The sequence below is a fragment of the Nonomuraea lactucae genome (genome assembly GCF_003313395.1).
GTDB classification, from domain to species: domain Bacteria; phylum Actinomycetota; class Actinomycetes; order Streptosporangiales; family Streptosporangiaceae; genus Nonomuraea; species Nonomuraea lactucae.
On sequence record NZ_QNFZ01000714.1, the window covers coordinates 1 to 3565 of the forward strand.

A 3565-nucleotide genomic window follows, 5' to 3' on the forward strand; every position below is an offset into this window, starting at 1 on the left:
CGGGCGGGCGACCCGCGTGGGCGCGGGCTTCGCGGAGGGCTTCGGCTCGCGGGTGGTGCGCACCGGCTCCGGCGCCTCGGCCCGCATCGCGCTCGGCGCGGGCCCAGGGGTGTGGAGCCTGGGGGTCGGCCTCGGCGTGGGCTTTCGGGTGGGCACCGGCTCCGGCTTGGGGCTGCGCGTCGGCCGCGGGACCGGGGGGACCACCACGGGCGCCGGACCGCACGCTCCGACGTGCACCGTCAGCACGGGAGCGTCGACACAGACCGACACCGGCCGGGAACCGCACGACCCGATGTGCAGCCGGATGCCGGGAAGGGTGACACAGACGGACACCCCCGCCCGCGACGGCTCCGCCCGTTCGGGCTCCCGTCCGGGCTCGGCAGCGGCGGGACCGCTCCCCCACAGCACCAGCAGCGCGCCCGCGAGGAGCACCCGCGTGCTCCTGCCCCCCAGGCCGGTGTCACCACCGCTCGGAACTCCCGGGCCGGTGTCACCACCGCTCGGAACTCCCGGGCCGGTGTCACCACCGCTCGGGGCGGTCCGCCCCGGCGCCTCCGGACGTGCCTCTGGCGGCGCAGCGCGCCTCGGCTCCTGGGAGCCTGTTGCACCGGTCACGGTCACACGCCTCCGGCGATGCGGGTGAACTCCTCCAGCGCGCCGCGGAAGGCGTCGGGCTCGACCGCCAGCGGCCCGTCGAAGACGTGCGAGATGTCCCAGGTCAGGTAGGTGCCGAAGCCAAGCAGGGCGGCCATCGCCAGCAGCGGGAGCAGGGCCGCGCCGCGGGGGCGGGCGCCGGCCAGGAACGGGAAGACGATGACCAGCACGCCGGTGACGAGGGTCAGGATGAGCACCCCGGGCGGCGGGGTGGAGGCGGCGTCGGCGGCGCGCTGGGCGCGGGCGCCCGACAGGGTGGCGAGGTGTCCGAGCACCTCGGTCCTGGCCTCCAGTGCCTGGGTGGACGTCGCCTCCATCGAGACGACCCTGGTGCGGAGCGCGTCGAGCCGTTCGGTGCCGACCGGATGGAGCCGCCCCTGCCGCATGGCCTGCCACTCGTCGTCGACCACGAACGTGACGTAGTCGCGCAGCCCGGCGCGTGTGAGCTCGGCCCCGGTGCCGGGCAGGCCGGACGCCGACCAGTAGGCGTCGACCGCGGCGCGGCTCTCGGCATGGGTGTTCTGCCGGGCGGCGTCGGCCGTGGTCCACGGCACGATGATCGCGATCGCGAAGACCAGCAGGAACAGGGCCGAGAGCATCGAGCCCGCGTGCCCGGCCGACGGCCCGTCGGCCCGGCCGTCCGGGCTGCCCTTGCTCGCGATCTTGAAGACGAGCGCGGTGAGCGCCACCACGCTCACCGCCGCCGCGACCGCAAGCGCGTACGCCACCATGAGGATCTCCAAAAGGCTAGTGAATACTGACCGTCACTTGACTATCACACTCCGCATTCAACCGTGAAGTCGGGCGACGGGGGAATGTGAGGGCGTACCAGGGGCGGGTGGCATGACGACATAGCGTGAGCGCCCGAGGCCGGTGGCACGGCGAGGGACATGACGCTCGCCCGCCGCCGGGTGCCGGTCGGGTTGACTTCCCCATTAAGGTAGTTCGGGTGTTGTTTGAGAAGGGGTGGGCGGCCTCGCCGCTGCGCTGGTTGATGGACACGCTCGGCCACGCCCAGCTCGAGCGGATGGCCGCCGAGCCCGGGCTGGTGGCCGCGGTCGACCAGCACGCCGCCGAGCTGCGCGAGACCATCACACTCGACCGCGAGACCCTCGGCGACTACCTGCTGGGCTTCGCCGACGAGCTGCGGCACCGGGGCTGGAGCTTCAGCGGCGGGCACGAGCCCGCGGCGGTGCGGCTGACGGCGATCTGCTGGCTGGCGCGCGAGCTCGGCCTGCTGGCCGACGAGTCCCCCGCCTGACGAGCCCTCAGCGCTTTCTCAGCCCTCCTCAGCGCCCCCTCAGCGCTCCCTGAGCCCTCCTCAGCTCTCTCTGAGCCCTCCTCAGCCCACTCTCTACGCTCCCTGCGTCCTCCTCAGCGCTCCCTGCGTCCTCCTCAGCGCTCCCTGAGTCCTCCTCAGCGCTCCCTGAGTCCTCCTCAGCGCTCCCTGAGTCCTCCTCAGCGCTCCCTGAGTCCTCCAGCGCTCTCTGAGCTCTCCTTCAGCGCTCGTTGAGCGGCCGGGGTCGGTGGACCCCGGCCGCTGCTCCGCCTTCGCCCGGGTCAGAACTCGGGCCGGTCCGGCCTGGCCGTGCCGGGACCGCCGGGCACGTCGGGACGGTCGGTCCTCGTGGCGCCGGGCGCGTCGGGACGGTCCGGCCTGGTCGCGCCAGGCATTTCCGGGCGTTCCGGCCTGGCGGCGCCGGGCGCGTCGGCGCGGATCGGCGTGGTGGGCTCGTTCGCCGCGGGCGTGGTCTGCGGCGTCTGGGCGGGCGCCATCTGCTGGGCGTCCCTGCGTCCCCGCTGGTACGCCTCGGCCTGCGCTCTGGCCTGCGGAGCCTCCGTCTCGATGGTGCCGAGCCAGCGCTCCCACCGCTGCTGCATCGGCCGCACCATCCCGCCGCCGAGACCGATCGCGAGGATCGCGCCGATGGTGGCGAGCACCGTGATCAGCACCGGCATGGTGACGGTCGTGGCCACGCCGATCTGGTTGAGCGCGGCGATGATGCCGAGCGCCCAGATGAACACCGCGGCGGCCGTGGCGATCCACCGGCCGTACGAGAGCCCGCCCAGAGCGCTGGACAGGATGTCCCGGACGGCCGCGGCGATCGCACCGGCCACCACCACGATGATGATGGCCACGATGGCCCTGGGCAGCCAGGCGACCACGGCGGTCAGCAGCGCGGAGATCGGGTTCGGCCCGAACACGCTGAAAGCGATCTGGAGGGTGACCAGCAAGATCGCATAGTAGATCAGCTTGGCGATCAGGCCGCTGGCGTCGTAGCGGCTGCGCTCCAGCATGCGCCCCATGCCGCTGCGCTGCACCGCACGGTCGAAGCCGACCCTCTCCAGGATCTTGTCGACGGCCTTGGCCAGCAGCTTGGCGATCAGCCAACCGATGAAGAGAATGACGATGAAGGCGGCCAGCCTCGGTACGAACCCGATGGTCTGCCGCCAGACATCCATCAGGCCTTGGCCTATGTTGTTGTCCACGGTCTCCTCCTTCGAGGGCTTCAACGCAACCGCGCTACCCGGGGAGCGGGCCTTCACACACGCACCGCGACCGCGCGTGCGCCCCCCGCATCCCGACCTGGGAGGGGCACCCCCGGCGCGCCTGCTTGACACTACGGAGTGTGACCGGAGACTTCGCAGGGTAATGACGCCGTATGCTGCGGATCGGCACCTCCGGCATGGCCGGCTCGGCGGACATCGTCATCTGCGGGTGGCGCGACGACCGGCGCGCAGCACGGCGCGACCGCCTCCAGACAGGGGTCAAGCTGCTCTTCGAGGCGGGCGGCACGGTGCCCGACCTGCCCGGCCTGCGCGTCGCCAGGCGGCCGGTCGAGGGCGCCGAGCGGATCGCGCAGGCGCTGCGCCAGGGGCTGGACGTGGTGATCGCCGAGCCGGGCGACCC

The 3565-nt window shown here is 72.9% G+C and carries 4 protein-coding genes and 1 pseudogene; 2 read left to right on the forward strand and 3 right to left on the reverse strand.

Annotation, left to right across the window (positions count from 1 at the left end; genetic code table 11):
- Both DQW85_RS25910 and DQW85_RS25915 read right to left on the reverse strand, forming a co-directional pair.
- Positions 1–432 (reverse strand): annotated as a pseudogene (locus DQW85_RS25910) (hypothetical protein); the annotation flags it as partial.
- Between the two features lie 185 nt (positions 433–617).
- Entirely contained in the window at positions 618–1385 is a 768-nt protein-coding gene (locus DQW85_RS25915; protein ID WP_113702558.1) for a bestrophin-like domain, read from the reverse strand.
- Positions 1386–1603: 218 nt separating this feature from the next.
- On the opposite strand from DQW85_RS25915, the gene DQW85_RS25920 reads away from it, so the two are divergent.
- Entirely contained in the window at positions 1604–1915 is a 312-nt protein-coding gene (locus tag DQW85_RS25920; RefSeq protein WP_162795382.1) for a DUF6401 family natural product biosynthesis protein, read from the forward strand.
- 299 nt (positions 1916–2214) lie between these two features.
- Here DQW85_RS25920 and DQW85_RS25925 read toward each other — a convergent pair whose 3' ends face one another.
- The gene (locus DQW85_RS25925; protein WP_113702560.1) at positions 2215–3117 is read right to left on the reverse strand and encodes a mechanosensitive ion channel family protein; all 903 of its coding nucleotides are present in this window, start codon (positions 3115–3117) and stop codon (positions 2215–2217) included.
- 200 nt (positions 3118–3317) lie between these two features.
- Between DQW85_RS25925 and DQW85_RS25930 the strand changes: the two genes are divergently transcribed.
- Positions 3318–3565: hypothetical protein (locus DQW85_RS25930; protein WP_205315409.1), on the forward strand; the 248-nt coding region annotated here is incomplete at its 3' end.